This is a genomic window from Streptomyces sp. NBC_00341, from assembly GCF_041435055.1.
Lineage (GTDB): Bacteria > Actinomycetota > Actinomycetes > Streptomycetales > Streptomycetaceae > Streptomyces.
Genome location: NZ_CP108002.1, coordinates 5,878,750 through 5,896,585, shown reverse-complemented (window position 1 = coordinate 5,896,585; position 17,836 = coordinate 5,878,750). Strand labels below are relative to the sequence as shown.

The 17,836-nt window shown below is 70.6% G+C and carries 14 protein-coding genes; 9 read left to right on the top strand and 5 right to left on the bottom strand.

The genetic code is table 11. The annotated features are described in order from the left end of the window. Window positions 1-13: 13 nt before the first annotated feature. The 3 genes from OG892_RS26715 (at window position 14) to thrS (ending at window position 3,136) form a co-directional block, all read left to right on the top strand. Window positions 14-814: a hypothetical protein gene (locus tag OG892_RS26715; protein WP_371630478.1), complete on the top strand. Its 801-nt coding sequence runs from the start codon at window positions 14-16 to the stop codon at window positions 812-814. 182 nt (window positions 815-996) lie between these two features. Then, a complete protein-coding gene (locus tag OG892_RS26710; protein ID WP_073736612.1) occupies window positions 997-1,710 on the top strand; it encodes a class F sortase in 714 nt (237 codons plus the stop codon). A 178-nt stretch (window positions 1,711-1,888) separates the two neighbouring features. After that, window positions 1,889-3,136, top strand: a complete 1,248-nt coding sequence (gene thrS / locus OG892_RS26705; protein WP_371630477.1) for a threonine--tRNA ligase — start codon at window positions 1,889-1,891, stop codon at window positions 3,134-3,136. A gap of 24 nt (window positions 3,137-3,160) precedes the next feature. Here thrS and OG892_RS26700 read toward each other — a convergent pair whose 3' ends face one another. Further along, window positions 3,161-4,366, bottom strand: coding sequence for an MFS transporter (locus tag OG892_RS26700; RefSeq protein WP_371630476.1), 1,206 nt, complete (start codon window positions 4,364-4,366; stop codon window positions 3,161-3,163). A gap of 84 nt (window positions 4,367-4,450) precedes the next feature. Between OG892_RS26700 and OG892_RS26695 the strand changes: the two genes are divergently transcribed. The 3 genes from OG892_RS26695 to OG892_RS26685 all read left to right on the top strand — a co-directional run bounded on the left by OG892_RS26695 (window position 4,451) and on the right by OG892_RS26685 (window position 7,786). Next, on the top strand, window positions 4,451-5,029 hold the full coding sequence (locus OG892_RS26695; protein ID WP_073736615.1) for a sugar O-acetyltransferase: 579 nt from the start codon (window positions 4,451-4,453) through the stop codon (window positions 5,027-5,029). Between the two features lie 22 nt (window positions 5,030-5,051). Next, complete coding sequence (locus tag OG892_RS26690; RefSeq protein ID WP_327338869.1) at window positions 5,052-5,609, top strand: TetR family transcriptional regulator; 558 nt, start codon at window positions 5,052-5,054, stop codon at window positions 5,607-5,609. 377 nt (window positions 5,610-5,986) lie between these two features. Further along, window positions 5,987-7,786, top strand: a complete 1,800-nt coding sequence (locus tag OG892_RS26685; protein WP_073736617.1) for a coagulation factor 5/8 type domain-containing protein — start codon at window positions 5,987-5,989, stop codon at window positions 7,784-7,786. 260 nt (window positions 7,787-8,046) lie between these two features. On the opposite strand, the gene rph is transcribed toward OG892_RS26685, so the two are convergent. Beyond that, window positions 8,047-10,683 carry a rifamycin-inactivating phosphotransferase gene (gene rph, locus OG892_RS26680; protein ID WP_371630475.1) on the bottom strand — a complete coding sequence of 879 codons (2,637 nt, stop codon included), beginning with the start codon at window positions 10,681-10,683 and terminating at the stop codon, window positions 8,047-8,049. Between the two features lie 460 nt (window positions 10,684-11,143). On the opposite strand from rph, the gene OG892_RS26675 reads away from it, so the two are divergent. Further along, window positions 11,144-12,142, top strand: coding sequence for an Ig-like domain-containing protein (locus tag OG892_RS26675; RefSeq protein WP_371631695.1), 999 nt, complete (start codon window positions 11,144-11,146; stop codon window positions 12,140-12,142). A gap of 99 nt (window positions 12,143-12,241) precedes the next feature. On the opposite strand, the gene OG892_RS26670 is transcribed toward OG892_RS26675, so the two are convergent. From OG892_RS26670 to OG892_RS26660, 3 genes are all read right to left on the bottom strand, one after another. After that, entirely contained in the window at window positions 12,242-13,618 is a 1,377-nt protein-coding gene (locus OG892_RS26670; RefSeq protein ID WP_371630474.1) for an alpha-amylase family protein, read from the bottom strand. 306 nt (window positions 13,619-13,924) lie between these two features. After that, window positions 13,925-14,779 carry an ABC transporter permease subunit gene (locus OG892_RS26665; protein ID WP_371630473.1) on the bottom strand — a complete coding sequence of 285 codons (855 nt, stop codon included), beginning with the start codon at window positions 14,777-14,779 and terminating at the stop codon, window positions 13,925-13,927. After that, entirely contained in the window at window positions 14,776-15,684 is a 909-nt protein-coding gene (locus tag OG892_RS26660) for an ABC transporter ATP-binding protein (RefSeq protein ID WP_371630472.1), read from the bottom strand. The genes OG892_RS26665 and OG892_RS26660 overlap by 4 nt, the downstream gene beginning before the upstream one ends. A gap of 134 nt (window positions 15,685-15,818) precedes the next feature. Between OG892_RS26660 and OG892_RS26655 the strand changes: the two genes are divergently transcribed. Beyond that, on the top strand, window positions 15,819-17,036 hold the full coding sequence (locus OG892_RS26655; RefSeq protein ID WP_371630471.1) for a sensor histidine kinase: 1,218 nt from the start codon (window positions 15,819-15,821) through the stop codon (window positions 17,034-17,036). Then, window positions 17,033-17,716, top strand: coding sequence for a response regulator transcription factor (locus OG892_RS26650; RefSeq protein WP_073736624.1), 684 nt, complete (start codon window positions 17,033-17,035; stop codon window positions 17,714-17,716). Before OG892_RS26655 ends, OG892_RS26650 begins: the two co-directional genes overlap by 4 nt. Window positions 17,717-17,836 lie beyond the last annotated feature (120 nt).

Here is a 17,836-nt window from a genome sequence, read left to right as displayed (position 1 = left end):
GAAATGTGTTCAGATGCGCTCTGCCCGCACACTGTTCGCTTCGGCCGCCGTCACGGCGGTCCTCACGGTCACCGCTCCCTCCGCCTACGCCATCGCCGTCTCCAACGACGGGGGCCACGACAGCGGCTCGTCCTCCAGGAGCGAGGACCACGGGAAGTCCGACGAGGGCGGCAAGTACAAGGACAACGACAACGAGAAGCCCCGCGGTGGCGTGCACACCGGCGGCGGCGCCCTGTCGATGACGGTCACCGGCGACCGCGACGAGCACGGCAAGTCGGACGAGCACGGCAAGTCCGACGACGAGGGCTGGAAGAAGGACAAGCCGCACGGTGGCGTGCACACCGGTGGCGGCGCGCTGTCGATGACGGTCGCCAAGGAGTGGCAGCCCGGTGACGAGGGCGGCAAGTACAAGGACGAGGACAACGAGAAGCCCCGCGGCGGCGTGCACACCGGCGGCGGCGCCCTGTCGTCGACGGTCGCCAAGGAATGGCAGCCGGGCAGTGACGAGGGCGGCAAGTACAAGGACGAGGACAACGAGAAGCCCCGCGGCGGCGTCCACACCGGCGGCGGCGCCCTGTCGATGACGGTCGCCAAGGAATGGCAGCCGGGCAGTGACGAGGGTGACAAGTCGTCGAAGTCGGACGACGAGGGCTGGAAGAAGGACAAGCCCAGCGGCGGCATGCACACCGGTGGCGGCGCGATGGCCATGACCGGCAGCGGTCTGGCGGCCGGTTCGCTGCTGCTGCTCGGTGGCGTCGGTGTCGGCGCCTACAAGCTGCGTCGCCGCCAGGCGACGGGCGGCGCGATGGCCTGACCCGACCGCACTGCCGGCCGGTAGCTCCACTGTCGCGGCCGTCGTCCCCCCGGACGGCGGCCGCGGCGCCTTCGTTTCCCCACTCCCCCCAGCGCCTCGCTCCCTCGCTCCCTCGCTCCCTCGCTCCCTCGCTCCCCGCATCCTCGCCACCGTTGTCCCGCGCAGACGAAAGGCTCGTTCCCATGGCCGCCCCGCAGTCGCCCGGTTCACCCTCCTCCCGGACTGCCTCCGACACCGTCACCCTCGGCCGCGCCCTGCTCTGGCCCGCCGCGGCGGCCGGTCTCGGCATGCTGCTCATCTACAACTCGGTCGGCTCCCCGGCCGACGACAAACCACCCGCCCCACCCGCGGCGGCCGCGCCCGCCGCCCCGGTCCCCGCGCCCGCGTCGGCCTCCGCCGCCCCGAAGACGGCCGACCCGGGACCGTCCCTGCCCCGCTCCGTGCCGCAGCGGCTGCGGATCCCGGCCATCGCGGTGGACGCGCCGTTCACCCCCCTGTCGATCGGCTCCTCCGGCCGACTCGACGCGCCTCCCCCGAACGACAAGAACCTGGCCGGCTGGTTCAAGGACGGCGTGACGCCGGGCGAGCGCGGGGCCGCGATCGTGGCGGGTCACGTGGACACGACGACCGGGCCCGCGATCTTCCTGCAGCTGCGGTTCCTGCAGGCCGGCTCCACGGTCGACATCACGCGCACGGACGGCACGGTGGCCACGTTCAAGGTCGACACCGTCGAGACGTTCAGCAAGGCGAAGTTCCCCGACAAGCGGGTGTACGCCGACACCCCGGACGCCCAGCTGCGCCTGATCACCTGCGGCGGCAACTACGACAAGACCGTCAAGGACTACGAGGACAACGTGGTCGTGTTCGCCCACCTCGACTCGTCCAAGAAGGGCTGAGCACCGGACCGCCCCCGGCGTCCCGCGCGGAAATCCGCGCGCGGAACGCCGGGGGTCCCTGCTAACGTCCGCCGCATGAAGCGTGCCGCTATGACGACGACGCCGGAGAGTGTCCCGGCGCGCTGACTGCTGACCAGTCCGAAGCCCCGGGGCGAGTGCCCCGGGGCTTCTGCTTGCGGTGACTCGCCCCTCCGTCCGCGAGGAGACCGCCATGCACGACCACCGCAAGCTCGGCCGCGAGCTGGAGCTGTTCGACACCGACCCGCTGATCGGCGCGGGACTTCCGTACTGGCTGCCCGACGGCGCGGCGCTGCGGCACACCCTGGAGGAGTACATCCGCGCCGCAGAGCGGCTGGCGGGCTACCGGCACGTGTACTCGCCGGTGCTCGGCAAGCGGGAGCTGTACGAGATCTCGGGGCACTGGTCGCACTACAGCGACGACATGTTCCCGCCGATGGACCTGGGCGGCGAGCAGGTGGTGCTGCGGCCGAGCCTGTGCCCGCACCACGCGGTGATCTACCGCTCCCGCTCGCACAGTTACCGCGAACTTCCGCTGCGGATGGCCGAGCTGGGCGGCATGTACCGCTCCGAGCTCTCCGGCGTGCTGGGCGGGCTGACCCGGGTGCGGGCCATCCAGCTGAACGACGCGCACATCTTCTGCACCCTGGACCAGGTCGCGGACGAGGCGCGGGCCGCGCTCGACATGATCCGCCGGGCGTACGAGGCACTCGGCATCCGGCCGGTCCGCTTCCGGCTCTCGCTGCCGGGGGCCGGCGGGAAGTACGTCGCCGCGCCGGAGATGTGGCGGCGCTCCACCGCCCTGCTGACCGAGGTCCTCGACTCGTCCGGGCTGCCCTACGAGTCGGCCGAGGGCGAGGCCGCGTTCTACGGGCCCAAGATCGACGTCCAGGTCGCGGATCCGGCGGGCCGCGAGTCGACCCTGTCCACCGTCCAGATCGACTTCCACCAGCCGGAACGGTTCGATCTCCACTACATCGGGGCCGACGGGGCGAAACACCGGCCGGTCATGGTGCACCGCAGCATCATCGGCAGTGTGGAGCGGGCCGTCGCCCACCTCATCGAGCAGCACGGCGGCGCCTTCCCCGGCTGGCTCTCCCCCACCCAGATCGTGATCCTGCCGGTCTCGGACGCCGAACGCCCGAACGCCGAGGCGCTCGCCGCCCGTTGCACCGGGCTCGGGCTGCGCGCCGAGGTCAGCGGCCGGGAGCGCGGCAGCCTGGGCGCACGGATCCGGGAGGCCCGTCTCGTCCCGTACCAGGCGGTCATCGGCGCGGCGGAGGCCGCGGACGACCGCGTCGCGCTGCGCCTGCGCGACGGGCGCCGGCTCGACCCGCAGCCGGCCGGGGAGGCGCTCGCCCGGATCGGCGCACTGGTCGGGGCGCACAGCACCGCGCTGTGGGACTAGCTGTATCGGAAGGGCCCCCCGGCGCTATGGGGTGACCGGGGCTGGCTCCTCGGCGGCGCGCCGGCCGGAGCCGAGCGCCCCGGCCAGCGTGGCGGCGACGATCAGGAAGGCGAGGACGACGGTCATGGCGAGCCGGAGTCCGATGTGGTCGGCGAGGAAGCCCAGTCCGGGCGGGCCGACGAGGAAGGCGAGATAGCCCGCGGTGGAGACGGCGCCGACCCGTGCCGCCGCGTCGTGCGGGTGGTCGCCCGCCACGGACACGGTGACCGGAAACCCGAGCGAGGCGCCCAGCCCCCACAGCACCGTGGCGGCGCCCGCCATCGCCGGGCTCGGCGAGACGATCACCACCGCCAGGCCCAGCGCGGCGACGACCGCGCTGATCCGGACGGTCCGGGCTCGGCCGAAGCGCTCCAGGATGGGGCCGCCCGCGAAGCGGCCGAGGGTCATCGAGGAGGCGAAGACCAGGAAGGTCAGGGAGCCGGCGGTGGCGCTCACCTCGTAGCCGTCCACCATCAGCAGCGGCAGCCAGTCGTTCGCGGCGCCCTCCGCGAAGGCCATGGCCAGCACGATCACCCCGATCAGCACCAGCCGCCGGTCCCGCCACACCGCCAACTGGCCGCGCAGGCCGCCCGGTCCAGTGGTCTCGGCCGCCTCCTGCCTGCCCGTGCCGTGCGGGATCGCGAGGACGGCCTTGACCGCGGCGGCGGCTATGAGCACCGCGACGACGGTGAGGTGCCATCCGACGGGGAACGCGGCGGCGGTCAGCCCCATGCCCAGCAGCGCCCCGACCACGGTGCCGAGGCTGAAGCAGCCGTGCAGCACCGGCAGCACGGGCCGGCCGATGACGCCCTCGACGGCCGCGCCCTCGATGTTGAACGCGACCTCGGCCAACCCCATCCCGCCGCCGAACAGGGCGAGCCCGCCGAAGACCCCGGCCGCCAGCGACAGGCCCGTGCCCGCCGCGACGACCAGGAGACCGGTCACGATCAGCGACGCGCCCACGCCGATCGCCGCCCGGCCCCCGTAGCGGCGTACCAGCGGGCCGGAGGACGTGACACCGGCCATCGAGCCGACGGACAGCCCGAACAGCACGAGGCCCATCGAGCCGGTCGAGACGTCGAGCCCGTCCCGGACGGCCGGGGTGCGCGCCACCCAGGACGCCATTCCGACACCTGCGGCGAGCATGAAGAGAAACAGTGCGGTGCGCCAGCGGCGCGTAGCGGCATCCATGGCAGGCGGGGCCTCAGCAGACGGATCGAGGAAGGACGGGAACAGGAGCGTACGATCGTACGCCTTGAGTGTACGATCGTACGCATGAAGGATCACTTCGCGGGAGACCCCCGTACCAACCATGAGCGGATGCTGGCCGGAGACCTCTACATCTCCGATGATCCGGACATCGAAAAGGCCCAGCAGCGCGCCGTGCGCCTCGCCGCCCGGTACCTCGCGGCGTACACGGAGGACGCCGGCACCGCGCAGCCCCTGGTCGCCGAACTCCTCGGCGGTGTCGGCGCGGGTGCGCACATCCGGCCGCCGCTGTACGTCGACTACGGCACGTACATCACGGTCGGCGAGGACACGTTCATCAACTACAACCTCACCGCCCTGGACGTGGCCCCCATCACCATTGGCCGCGACTGCCAGATCGGGCCGAACGTACAGTTGCTCACCCCGACCCACCCGGTGGAGCCCGAGCCGCGCCGCGACAAGCTGGAAGCGGCCAAGCCGATCACGATCGGGGACAATGTCTGGCTCGGCGGCGGAGCGATCGTGCTCGCCGGGGTGACCATCGGGGACAACAGCGTCATCGGCGCCGGAGCCGTCGTGACGAAGGACGTCCCCGCCAACGTGGTAGCCGTGGGCAATCCGGCCCGGGTGATCCGCTCGATCTAGATCCAGCAGCAGAGGAAGCACCGTGGCGACCGGCAGGAACGACCCCGAGCGGCGGGAGCGCATCATCACCGCCGCGCTCGACCTGATCGCGGAGGAAGGGGTCGCCGGGACGTCGCACCGCAAGGTCGCCGCCCGCGCCGGGGTGCCGCTCGGATCGATGACGTACCACTTCGGCGGCATGGACGAGCTGCTGCGAGAGGCGTTCATCCGCTTCTCCAGCAGCATCGTCGCCGTGTTCGAGGAGCGGCTCGGCGCCGCGGACACGCCCGACGAGGCCCGCGAGGCGGTGGCAGGTCTCGTTCACCACTTGTCGAGCGGGAATCAGCGCGAACTGGTCCTCACCCACGAGCTCTACACGCTCGCGGCCCGGAAACCCGCCTACCGCGAACTGACCCGGGAGTGGATGCGCAGGAGCCGGCGCGCACTGGAGTGGCACTTCGACCCGGCGACGGCCCGGCAGCTGGACGCGCTGATCGAGGGCCTGTCCATCCACCGCGCCCTGGAAACCGAGCCGCACGACCGCGCACTGACCGTCGAGGCCATCGCCCGCATCACGCGCGGCACGGGCGGGAGTTCCTGACCCGTACTCCCAGGTACCCTGCCCCGCACCCCCAGATACCCTGCCCCGCACCCCCAGATCCCCTGGCCGGCACCCCACCTGACCAAGGTGCCGGCCAGGCCTGCGTCCGGAACCCGGATCACGGCCGCCCGTGAGGCATGCCGACGAACATCAACTCCTAAAGTCAACCGCACCCGGAACTGATCCCAGAACGGGTCAATTGCCTTTCTGTCGCCGTTAATTGTTGCGCACAGGCGGTTCGGCTGAGGCTCTTGATGCACACCTCTTGACGTTTCCCGGGTGACGGCGGAAGCATCAACTCCCGTCGGAGAGCGCTCTCTGGGCTCTCCGAGAAGCTCGTCGTGTCACCCGTACCACGACTCAGGAGACGTACGTCTATGCATGCTCCCCCCACGGAGACGCCCATGGCGCCCCCCACCGCACCCCGCCGCAGGCGCCGTACCCGCACGTTCGGGTTCGCCGCGTTCGCCGTCTCGCTCCTCATGGCCGTCCCCACCGCGCAGAACGCCTTCGGGGCGGACGCGAAGGCCATCGAGGGCGGCGGCGACCTCGGCCCCAACGTGATGGTGTTCGATCCGTCGATGCCTGACATCCAGGCCAAGGTCGACGAGGTGTTCAAGAAGCAGGAGTCGGCGCAGTTCGGTGACGGCCGCTACGCGCTGATGTTCAAGCCGGGCACGTACAACAACCTCAACGCGCAGATCGGGTTCTACACCTCGATCGCCGGTCTCGGGCTGAACCCCGACGACACCACCTTCAACGGTGACGTGACCGTGGACGCGGGCTGGTTCAACGGCAACGCCACCCAGAACTTCTGGCGTTCGGCGGAGAACCTGGCGCTCAACCCGGTCAGCGGCACCGACCGCTGGGCCGTCTCGCAGGCCGCCCCGTTCCGCCGGATGCACGTCAAGGGCGGGCTGAACCTGGCCCCCGACGGCTACGGCTGGGCGAGCGGCGGGTACATCGCCGACAGCAAGATCGACGGCCAGGTCGGCCCGTACTCGCAGCAGCAGTGGTACACCCGCGACAGCTCGATCGGCAGCTGGGGCAACGGCGTCTGGAACATGACCTTCTCCGGCGTCGAGGGCGCCCCCGCCCAGAGCTTCCCGGAACCGCCGTACACCACGCTGGAGAACACCCCGGTCTCCCGCGAGAAGCCGTTCCTGTACCTGGACGGCGACGACTACAAGGTATTCGTGCCCGAGAAGCGCACCAACGCGCGCGGTGTCTCGTGGGCCAACGGCGCGCCCAAGGGCGAGTCGATACCGCTGGACCAGTTCTACGTGGTGAAGCCCGGCGCGACCGCGGAGACGATCAACGCAGCGGTCCAGCAGGGTCTGCACCTGCTGTTCACACCCGGTGTCTACCACGTCGACCAGACCATCAACATCGACCGCGCCAACACCGTGGCGCTCGGTCTGGGTCTGGCCACGATCGTCCCGGACAACGGGGTCACGGCCATCAAGGTCGGTGACGTGGACGGGGTGAAGCTCGCAGGTCTGCTCGTCGACGCCGGCACCACCAACTCGAAGTCGCTGATCGAGGTCGGCACCGAGGGTTCGACCACGAGCCACGCGGACAACCCGACGTCCCTGCAGGACGTGTTCGCCCGGGTCGGCGGCGCGGGGGCCGGCAAGGCCACCACCGCCATGGTGATCAACAGCAACGACACGATCATCGACCACACCTGGCTGTGGCGCGCCGACCACGGCGAGGGCGTCGGCTGGGAGACCAACCGGTCCGACTACGGCCTCCAGGTCAACGGTGACAACGTGCTGGCCACCGGACTGTTCGTCGAACACTTCAACAAGTACGACGTGCGCTGGTCCGGCGAGAACGGCAAGACGATCTTCTTCCAGAACGAGAAGTCGTACGACGCCCCCAACCAGGCGGCCGTCCAGAACGGTGACACCAAGGGGTTCGCGGCCTACAAGGTCGACGACTCCGTCACCACCCACGAAGGATGGGGCCTGGGCAGCTACTGCTACTACAACGTGGACCCGACGATCGTTCAGGGCCACGGCTTCGAGGCCCCGGTGAAGCCCGGAGTGAAGTTCCACGACCTGCTCGTCGTCTCGCTCGGCGGCCAGGGCCAGTACGACCACGTCATCAACGACACGGGTTCGCCCACGTCGGGGACGGACACCGTCCCGTCGCAGGTGGTGTCCTTCCCGTAGGAAGGCAGCTGGCGCGGACCGGGTCACGGGCCTTCGGTGGTCCCGGCTCCGTCCGGACAGCGCGGTGAAGTGCAGCGCAGTGAAGTGCAGTGCAGCGCGGTGTGCCCCGTCGATACACGCGACGGGGCACACTGCTGTCCTGCCTGCCGGGGTGTCCGGGCTGTCGGGGGCCGTCGGTGCTGTTGGCGCTGTTGGTGGGCTGTTGGTGCTGTTGGTGGGCTGTCGGTGCTGTTGGTGGGCTGTTGGTGCGTCCGGGCCGGTCAGGGCAGGAGTTCGATGTACCCGTCGGTTCCGTGCACGCGGATCCGCTGACCGTCCCTGATCAGCCGGGTGGCCCCCGCCACGCCCACGACGGCCGGCAGTCCGTACTCCCGGGCGATCACCGCACCGTGCGTCATCAGGCCGCCGACCTCCGTCACCAGGCCCGCGATGCCGACGAACAGCGTCGACCAACTGGGGTCCGTGAAGGCCGTGACCAGGATGTCGCCCGCTTCGAGATCGGCCTGCGCCATGTCGAGCACGACGCGGGCCCGGCCCTCGACGGTCCCGACGGACACCGGCAGACCCGCCAGGGCGCCGTCCGGCACGTCGTCGCGCCGGTACGCCCCGCTGACCGCCTCACCGTCCGACGTGAGCACCCGCGGCGGGGTGAGCGCCAGGTACGAGCGGTACGCGTCCTTGCGCTCCCCGATGAGCCGGTGATCGGCCTCGTCGGAGCGCACGACGTCGCGGAGTTCCTGGAACGTCAGGTAGAAGGCGTCCTCCTTCTCGGCGAGCACCCCGGCCCGCACGAGGCGCTCGGCCTCCGCCATCAGGGCCTGCTTGTAGACGAAGTAGCGGCTGACGATGCCGTACTTCGGGTACTCCCGGTACCCGATGAAGGCCCTGACCCGGTCGATCATCCGCTTGGCCTCGTCGGCCTTCCGGTCTCCGTCGGGCAGGGCCCGCAGCCGGGTCAGCACGTCCTGCTCCTTGTGCAGCGCCCTCTGCCGCCCCTGCTCGAAGCGCTGTTCGGCGGCGCCAGGGCCGAAGTTCCGGACGTTGTCGAGGATCGCCGGTGCGAGGGTGGTGGGGCACTCGCTCCACCGCGGCCGCGTGATGTCGATCTCGCCGGCACAGCGCATGCCGTACCGGCCGAGGTAGCCCTCGATGGCGTCGCGCGCTTCGGGGCCGCCCGGGACCTTCGCCAGTTCGTCCAGGAAGACCGCGTCGTCGACGGACTCCGCGTCCCGCAGGAACGCCACGACCTCAGGGCGGGGGCGGACCACGTCCGCGACGTCGAGCAGCGCCAGTCCCATCTCCGACGTGATGTTGCCGGGGGCGGACAGCGTCAGGGTGTCAGCCGCGTTCTTCTCGCCCAGCCACTCCAGCAGCTGGTCGTTGAGCCACCATGTGGCCTCCATCCCCGCCATGATCGCCCGGAAGTTCAGCGGGTCCCCGAGGACTCGTCGGTGCTCCTCGAAGGCCTCCAGCAGGAAGTCGAACAGCGCCGGTCCGCTCTTCGTCCGGATGTCGCGCTCCAGGGCGGCGACGGATCCCCGGCTGCGCTCGATCAGCTCGGGGACGATGCCCGGCTCCGGCCCGTCCGGGACGGCGTCCCCGTGCGCCGAAGGGCCGCCGGGAGCCGCGTCCGGGGCCGGCGGACTGCCGGGAGCCGCGTCCGGGGCCGGCGGGAGCAGGCCGTCGCGGTCGAGGACGGTCTCCAGGGCGTCCCTGACCAGCGGGTCGCCCTTCCCCATGACGTCCAGCAGGGCGGCGCGGCTCTCGGGTGAGGCGAGGCGCTGGGTGACGTCGACGAACAGCCTCCCGCCCGCCTCGTGCATCGCGACCATGGCCGTCAGCTGCCACATGGAGTACCCCAGGGGCTTCATGGGGTCGGTCATCATCTGCTGATGACCGACGGAGACGTAGATGTGATGCTCCTGGTCACCGGCCTCGGGAATGGGGAACAGCGTCGTGATGGGCCGGCTCTGAACGATCTGGAAGTCGTCGTCCGCCAGGCACCATTCGATGTCCTGCGGGCGGCCGAAGTGCGCTTCGATCCGTCGCCCGAGGTCTACGAGCCGCACGGCCTGCTCATCCGTCAGCGCGGGCCGCTCCTGCTGCCGGGGGTCGATCTCCACTTCCCTCGTACCGCCACCGGGCAGGGCGTGGATGGCGCGCTGTTTGGCGGCGATCGTCCTGGCGACGACCTCGCCGTGCCGCACCGTGAAGACGTCCGGGTTCACCAGGCCGGAGACCAGGGCCTCACCGAGGCCGAAGCCGGCGTCCACCGTGGCCGTCTTCCGGTTGCCGGTGACGGGGTCGGCCGTGAACAGGATGCCGGACGCGTCCGGGAGGACCATCCGCTGTACGACCACGGCCATCCGGACCGTGCGGTGGTCGATGCCGTTCCGCCGGCGGTAGATGACGGCCCGCTCGGTGAACAGCGAGGCCCAGCACCGGCTGACGTGCCGGAGGACCTCCGCCGGCCCCACGACGTTCAGATACGTGTCCTGCTGGCCGGCGAACGAGGCCGTCGGCAGGTCCTCTGCCGTCGCGCTGGACCGGACAGCGCAGGCGGCCCCCGCACCGAGCCGACCGAGCGCGCGGGTGATCTCCGTCGCGAGATCGTCCGGGACGGGGATCTCCTCGATGGTGCGGCGGATCTCCGCACTGAGCGTGCGGACCGCCTCCCGGTCGTCCGGGTCCAGGCGCGACAGCTGATCGAGCCGGGCGTCGAGCGACGGTGCCTGCGCGATGATCCGCCGGAAGGCGTCCGTCGTCACGCAGAAACCGTCCGGCACCCGGATGCCCTCGATCCGCGACAGCGAGCCCAGATGCGCGCCCTTGCCGCCGACGGCCTCGGTCCGCGTCTCGTCGACGTCATGAAGATCCAGCACGCAACTATCGGTCATCGCCACCATTCCTGCCTGTTCTTCCCTCCGACGGGCCGGGCGCCGCGCACTCCTGCGACCGCGCTGCCGGTCCCACCACTGATTCGACGTCACCGTGTCCCGCCCACGTCGGCAGCAACACACGCGCGGCCGCAGATTTCCGCAGGTCGCGGCAACGAGCAGCGATTGTGCGCCTTGAACCGGGCCTTGCCGCAAGCCCCCCTGTGCGCTATAAGTTAAGAGCGGCAAGGAGAGACTTCTCCTTGCCTTTGTCTTTTTCCGTCTCATTTCTGTCCGTTTCCGGCTTCCCCCGCGCTCAGCGCGCCTCTCACGCCCGTCTCACGCCCGTCTCACGCCCCCTCACGCTTCGCCCGGTGGCGGACTTGGCACGCGCTTTACACACCACCCGCAACCGCGCCGGGCGACTCCATGTCTCTATAAATGTTGAATCCTTGAAGTAGTGACGCGAGCGGAGCAGGACATGCGGCGGGGCAAGGGCGTTATAGGGATCGCGTTGCTGGTGAGCGCGGTACTCGCGGGAACGAGCGCTTGCGGTGGCAAGGGATCGGCCTCGGCCGACTCCGGAGACTGGAAGGGCGGCTCCTCCGGCGGGGCGTCCGCGAGCGCGCACCCGTCGCCGTCGCACACGCATCCCTCGGGTCCGCCGATGCTGCTGGAGACGATCGCGCCACTGGATAAGGCAACGGTCGGCGTCGCCATGCCGGTCTCCGTGATCTTCACCAACCCGGTGGCGACCTCGGCCCGTTCGAACATCGAGAAGCACCTCAAGATCTCCGCGTCCGTCCCCACGACCGGTGCCTGGCACTGGATGGGTGACAAGCGGGTCGACTGGCGTCCGCAGAACTACTGGAAGTCCGGCACCAAGGTGCGCATCGACGCCGACCTGAAGGACGTCTCCAACGGCAGCGGCCGCTACGGCACGCACGGCTACACCCACTCCTTCACCATCGGCGACGACGTCCGGGCCGACGCCTCGGTCACCGGTCACACCATGAAGGTCACCCGTAACGGCGCCGCTGTCCGCACACTCTCCATCAACGCGGGCAGCGCCCAGTACCCGACCTGGAACGGCACCATGGCAGTGATCGACAAGCAGGAGAAGGTCCACATGACGTCCTGCAGCGTCGGCATCAGCTGCAACAAGGGCGATGCGAACTATTACGACCTGACCCTCCCCTGGGACATCCACCTCACCCAGTCGGGCACCTACGTCCACTTCTCCACCGGTGACACCAACCCGGGCAGCGGCAGCGCCCTCGGCTCGCACGGCTGCGTGCACCTCTCGCTGGCCGACGCGAAGTGGTTCTACGGCCAGGTGAAGCAGGGCGACCCCATCACGGTCACCGGCTCCCCGCGCGCCAAGGCGTCCGCCGACAACGGCTACGCGTCCTTCAACCTGTCGTGGTCCCAGTGGCTGGACGGAAGCGCGAGCGGCGCGAAGACCACAGCCGCGCTGTAGCGGGACACGCACTGCCCGACTGAGCGTTCCCGCCCGGCAGGCGGGGTCCACCAGGACCCCACACCTGCCGGGCGGCGGTGCGTGTGCCGGAGGAGCGGCTCAGGCATGCAGGGCCAGCGCGCCCTTCGCCGGGACGGCCGCCGTCACGGTGCCGTCGTCACCGACCTCCACGGTGTGGCCGTCGCAGGCGTCCGGGGCGGCCTGGGCCACGTTGCAATAGGTGCCCGCGGCCAGCGAGGTGGTGAACGTCTGCTGGAGGGCGTCGTCGCCGATGTTGATGGCCACGAAGCCCTTGTCACCGCGGCCGAAGGCGATGGCCGACGAGCCGTTGTCCCACCAGTCGGTCAGCTGGGCGCCCTCGGTGGCGTTGTGGAAGCCGACCATGCCGGTGATGGCGGTCTGTGCGTGCGTGCAGGTCCAGCCGTCGCTGCCGCAGGCCGCCGCGCCGCCGTTGGGCGGGCCGGCGTCCTTGTCCGACCACTCGTAGCCGGAGAAGACGTTCGGGGAGCCGTAGGGCGAGGCCAGCATGAAGACGTTGGCCAGGGTGTAGGCCGCGCCGTCCTTGTACGTCAGCGTGGAGCCGTTGCGCTCGGTGTCCCAGTTGTCGACGAACGTTCGGGCGTTCGCGCTCGGCAGCTTGCCGTCGGCTATGTCCTTCAGGCCGGTGATACCGCCACCCTGGAAGGCGCTCTTGAGGTGGCCGCCGTAGCGGAACTCGTCGACATCACCCACGCCCGTGTACTCGTCGGGCTGCACGGCCTCGCCGCCGCCGTAGATGACCTCGGTGACCCAGAAGCCCGGGTCGGCCATCTTGCCCTTGATGGCGGCGATGTCATCCGCCGCCATGTGCTTGGCGGCGTCGATGCGGAAGCCGTCGACGCCCATGCCGCGCAGGTCGGAGAGGTAGCCGGCGATCGTCGTACGGACGGCGTCGCTGCCGGTGTCGAGGTCGGCCAGACCGACCAGTTCGCAGTTCTGGACGTCGGCGCGGTCTCCGTAGTTGCTGATGTCCTTGCGGCAGGCGTGGAAGTCCTGGTCCTGGAAAAAACCGGGGTAGTCGTACTTCGTGTACGCCGTCCCGCCGGTCCCGGTGCCGGAGCCGGACGACATGTGGTTGATGACGGCGTCCGCGACGACCTTCACCCCTGCCGAATGGCAGCTCTCCACCATCGACGTGAAGGCGTCGCGGTCACCGAGGCGACCGGCGATCCTGTAACTGACGGGCTGGTACGAGGTCCACCACTGGTCGCCCTGGATGTGCTCGGACGCGGGCGAGACCTCGACGAAGCCGTAGCCGGCCGGACCGAGCGAGTCGGTACAGGCACGGGCCACCGCGTCGTACTTCCACTCGAACAAGGTCGCGGTGACGGTCCTTTCGCCCGGTGGGGTCGCCTGGGAGGTCCAGGGGGCGAGGGCGGTGATACCGGCGGCTGCGAGCAGTCCGGCCAGTGTCGCGCGAGCGGCGCGGGAACTCATCTGCGGCTCCTTCGGTCGCGGGTACGGGCAGGGCCCGCACCCGGCGTGGGCAGCCACGCGCCTGGCCACCGTGGGGGGAGTTCGGAGCCTGCCGCTCCAGAGATGGACACGTCAAGAGGTGACGCAAGGGTTTCCGGAATGTTTCTGAAATAACTTGCAGGGAAGGTGAGTTGGACAACTGGATACAGTGGGCCGCCCGGCAGCCGCCCGTCCATCCCCCGCCACCACTGGTTCCGCCGGTCCGCCGCCTTCACGGGGCTCGACGGCTCCCCGCTGTCGCTGGTCCCGGCGTCACTGGTCCCGCAGTCACTGGTCCCGGCGGTGCACCGAGACCACCGTCAGTACGCCTGCCGCCAGTGCCCAGAGAGCGTAGACCGCCCAGGCTCCGCCGGTCCCCCACGGGAAGAGTTCGTTGGAGCGCTGCGTCTGCGTGCTCGTCAAGCGCTCCCACGCACTGAAGGGCAGGGTGTGCTGGAGCACCGCCGTCAGGTGGCGGCGGGAGCTCAGGACTATGGGAAGCAGGAGCAGCACCACCACGCAGCCGACTATGGAGCCCCCGGTATGCCGGATCACCGAGCCGATCGCCAGTCCGGCGAGCGCGGCAACCGGCGCGAGCAGCGCGGAGGCCACGATGACGCGTAGGGCATCCGGATGGCCGAGGGGCACCGAGGCGTCGCGGCCGGAGAGGATCGCCTGGGTCGAGGCGAACGAGGCGGCGGCGACGAGTGCGCCGAAGACAGTGGTGATCGCCGCGAGGACGAGTGCCTTGGCGGCCATCACCGAACGCCTGGCGGGGACGGCGGTGAACGTGGTGCGGATCAGTCCGGTGCCGTACTCGCCGGTGATCGACACGGCGCCGATCGCGGCCAGGGCCAGGACCAGCACCATGGCGGAGTTCGCGGTGAAGGCGTCGACGAGCGGGATGCCGTTGGCGATGAACGAGGTACGGCTCTGCGCGTCGTACTGGTACCAGTACTTGTAGTGGTCGTACGCCGTACCGGCGTTGAACGCGATGACGGCCAGGGCGGTGACCACGTACAGCCAGGGGGTCGAGCGCAGCGACCACGTCTTGAGCCACTCGGCGGCCAGCAGATCACCGAAACGTGCGTGGGGCTCGTCGTGTGTCTCGTGGCCCGCGGGGGCGGTCGTCACCGTGGTCATCGGGGGTCTCCTGCGAGGTAGTCGACACTGTCCGCGGTGAGCTCCATGAACGCTTCCTCCAACGAAGCGCCTGACGTGGTGAGTTCGTGCAGCATCACGCGGTGCCGGAAGGCCAGTTCACCGATCCGGGTGGCGGTCAGGCCGGTCACCGTGAGCCGGTCGCCGTCCCGTTCCACCGAGGCGCCCTCGGCGGTGAGCAGCGGGGTGAGGGCGGCGGTGTCGGGCGTGCCCACGGTCACGCTCAGCCGGGTGCCCCGGGCGGCGAACGCGGAGAGGCTCTCGGCGGCGATGAGTTCGCCGCGCCCGATGACGACGAGCCGGTCGGCGGTGTGCTCCATCTCGGTCATCAGGTGGCTGGAGACAAATACCGTACGGCCCTCGGCCGCCAGCCGCCGGAAGAGCCCGCGCACCCAGAGAACTCCTTCCGGATCGAGGCCGTTGAGCGGTTCGTCGAAGAGCAGGACCGGCGGGTCGCCGAGCAGTGCGGTGGCGATGCCCAGCCGCTGGCGCATCCCGAGCGAGAAGCCGCCTATGCGTCGACGGGCGGCTCCGGCGAGGCCCACTTCCTGAAGCAGTCCGTCCACCCGGGCGCGCGGGATGGCGTTGCTCCGGGCCAGCATGGCGAGATGGGCGTGGGCGGTGCGGCCGCCGTGGACGTCGCCCGCATCGAGCAGGGCGCCGACGTGGCGCAGTCCGCGCGGATGGTCGCGGAACGGCCGGCCCCGGAGGGTGGCCGTTCCGGCGGTGGGTTCGACGAGACCCAGAAGCATGCGCAGGGTGGTGGTCTTGCCGGCCCCGTTCGGTCCGAGGAAGCCGGTGACTTCGCCCGGCCGTACGGTGAAGGTGAGGTCCTTGACGGCGGTTGCCGCGCCGTATCGCTTGGTCAGCCCGTTGACTTCGATCACGCTCCCAACGGTGCCGTCCGCCAACCGCGTTCGTCATCGGACCGTCGGTGACACCTGCCGGGGCGGGTTGTCAGCCAGGGGTGTACAACCGTGGTCCGATGCCGGGCCGGGGCGGCGCTGGTTACGATCGGCGCATGTCCCCCTCACTCTCCGTTCCCCTGCTCAAGCGCGTACCGCCGGGTTGGTGGGTGGGCATGGCCTGGTACACGGGCGTGCTGCTCACGTTCCTCGTGCGGGTGCGGCTGCCCGGGGAGTTCGAGCCTTCCGTCCGGCCCGGGATGCTGCTCTACCGGTGGGACGGTCTGCTGACCCAGCTGCTCGCCACGGCCCTGGCCGCGGGCGGCTGTCTGGTGATGGAGCGGCGCCCGCTGACCGGCCTGGCGCTGGTGCTGGGCGCCGCGACGACCGCCACGTTCTCGCTGAGCGTGGGGGAGATACCGCTCGCCCAGTTCCTGGCCGCCGATGTGGCGCTGTACTTCATCACCGCCTCCCGGTCGCGCCGGACCGGTCTCGTCGCCCTCCTGATGGCGCTGGGCGTCGTCGCCGGATTCCTGGCTGTCCGGCTGCTGGCCGGGTGGCACGTCGGTACGTCGGCGGAGCTCGTCGTCGCGCTGACCGCGATCGTCGCCTGGCTGGTGGGCGGCTCGACGTACGAGACCCGCCGGCACGGCGAGAAGCTGGCCGCGCGGGCCGCCGACCAGGCGGTCATAACGGAACGGCTGCGCATCGCCCGCGAGATGCACGACATGGTCGCGCACAGCGTCGGCATCATCGCCCTGCAGGCGGGAGCGGCGGCCCGGGTCGTGCACACCCAGCCGGATGCCGCCCGCGAGGCGATGCACGCGGTGGAGACGGCCGGCCGGGAGACGCTGTCGGGGCTGCGCCGGATGCTCGGTGCGCTGCGGCAGGACGTGTCGGCGCCCGAGGAGCCGGGGCGGGAGGCGGTGCCGCTGCACCCCACGGAGGGGCTCGCGGACATCGACCGGCTGGCGAGGGCCACCACCGCGGCCGGGGTCCGGGTCGATGTCCGGTGGCAGGGCGCGCGGCGGCCGTTGCCCCCGGACATCGACCTGTCGGCGTTCCGCATCATCCAGGAGTCGGTGACCAACGTGGTCCGGCACGCGGCCACCGGTTCCTGCTGGGTGTCCGTCGAGTACGGCCGCGAGGAGCTCGCCATTGAGGTCGCGGACGGCGGCCGGGGCCTCGGCAAGGTCGCGGACGGCGGGTTCGGACTGATCGGCATGCGGGAGCGGGTCGCCCTGCTGCACGGCGAGTTCACCGCCGCACCGCGTCCGGAGGGCGGTTTCCGGGTGACGGCCCGGCTTCCGGTACCCGAGGAGTACGCGGCATGAGCGACCAGGACGCGACGGCCCCGCCCCCGGTCCGGGTGCTGCTCGCCGACGACCAGCCACTGGTCCGGGCCGCCCTGCGCATGGTGATCGCCGACCTCCCGGACATCGAGGTGGCGGGCGAGGCGGGCACCGGCGACGAGGCGGTGCTCCTGACCGAACAACTGGCCCCGGACGTCGTCGTGATGGACATCCGGATGCCGGGGCTCAACGGCATCGAGGCCACCGAGCGGATCACGGCGGGGAGCGGCGGCACGCATGTGCTGGTCCTGACGACGTTCGACGACGACGACTACATCTACGGGGCGCTGCGCGCCGGGGCGGCCGGGTTCCTGGTCAAGGACATGGCGCTGGACGACATCCTGGCGGCGGTCCGGGTAGTGGCGGCCGGCGATGCCCTGATCGCGCCGAGCGTGACCCGACGGCTGATCAAGGAATTCGCGGGCCGTCCCGCCTCCGCCTCGCCGTCGCGGCCACTCACCGCGATCACCGACCGGGAGCGCGAGGTGCTGGTGCTGGTCGGCAGCGGGCTGTCGAACGCGGAGATCGCGGAGCGGCTGTTCATCAGTGTCGCCACCGCGAAGACCTATCTGACCCGGCTGCTCGCCAAGCTCGACGCGCGGGACCGGGTCCAGCTGGTCATCATCGCGTACGAGGCGGGGCTGGTGTCACCTGGCCGGTGAGGCCCCGGCCCCGCGCGCGTCCGCGGCTACGGCTACGGCTACGGCTACAGCTACAGCACGGCCGGGCCGCCACGCTACCGAGCTGCCGCACGGACGAGCTGCCGAACTATCGGGCTGCCG

Coding starts and splice junctions, on each gene's coding strand:
- OG892_RS26715 (WP_371630478.1), top strand. CDS start 14: ATGCGCTCTGCCCGCACACTGTTCGCTTCGGCCGCCGTCACGGCGGTC.
- OG892_RS26685 (WP_073736617.1), top strand. CDS start 5,987: ATGCATGCTCCCCCCACGGAGACGCCCATGGCGCCCCCCACCGCACCC.
- rph (WP_371630475.1), bottom strand. CDS start 10,683: ATGACCGATAGTTGCGTGCTGGATCTTCATGACGTCGACGAGACGCGG.
- OG892_RS26695 (WP_073736615.1), top strand. CDS start 4,451: ATGAAGGATCACTTCGCGGGAGACCCCCGTACCAACCATGAGCGGATG.
- OG892_RS26700 (WP_371630476.1), bottom strand. CDS start 4,366: ATGGATGCCGCTACGCGCCGCTGGCGCACCGCACTGTTTCTCTTCATG.
- OG892_RS26710 (WP_073736612.1), top strand. CDS start 997: ATGGCCGCCCCGCAGTCGCCCGGTTCACCCTCCTCCCGGACTGCCTCC.
- OG892_RS26650 (WP_073736624.1), top strand. CDS start 17,033: ATGAGCGACCAGGACGCGACGGCCCCGCCCCCGGTCCGGGTGCTGCTC.
- OG892_RS26655 (WP_371630471.1), top strand. CDS start 15,819: ATGTCCCCCTCACTCTCCGTTCCCCTGCTCAAGCGCGTACCGCCGGGT.
- OG892_RS26675 (WP_371631695.1), top strand. CDS start 11,144: ATGCGGCGGGGCAAGGGCGTTATAGGGATCGCGTTGCTGGTGAGCGCG.
- OG892_RS26670 (WP_371630474.1), bottom strand. CDS start 13,618: ATGAGTTCCCGCGCCGCTCGCGCGACACTGGCCGGACTGCTCGCAGCC.
- OG892_RS26665 (WP_371630473.1), bottom strand. CDS start 14,779: ATGACCACGGTGACGACCGCCCCCGCGGGCCACGAGACACACGACGAG.